The sequence below is a fragment of the Agrococcus sp. HG114 genome (genome assembly GCF_024723325.1).
Classification (GTDB): domain Bacteria; phylum Actinomycetota; class Actinomycetes; order Actinomycetales; family Microbacteriaceae; genus Agrococcus.
Genome location: NZ_JANQCH010000331.1, coordinates 1 through 317 on the forward strand (window position 1 = coordinate 1; position 317 = coordinate 317).

1 protein-coding gene is annotated in these 317 nt (G+C 39.4%); it reads right to left on the minus strand.

Annotation, left to right across the window (positions count from 1 at the left end; translation table 11 throughout):
* The coding region (locus tag NWP09_RS13460) for a hypothetical protein (protein WP_258275971.1) at window positions 1-317 on the minus strand (317 nt) is incomplete at both ends.

Genomic DNA, 317 nt, shown 5'->3' on the forward strand with positions numbered 1-317 from the left:
ACTCAGGATTTACTCCTGATTGACTATCAATAACACTAGCGGAAATGGTGAAATTATCTTTATAGATAATGGCGGCGTTCGGTTGAATATCTATGAACTCCGGGCCAATCAGATCGTCTATATCTTTATAGACAAACCGTATTTGGTCAAAATAGACACAGCCTTTATAGTTTTTTAACCCTTGCAGTTCTTTGTTTTGTTCCACTGCATAGAGTTGTTCAAGTTGTAAAGGCAGCTCCCACTCAGGATCAATACCTGTCTCTACATATTTCCAGCCTTCCCAATCAATATTACCCTTCGTGAGATTGACCCACTTG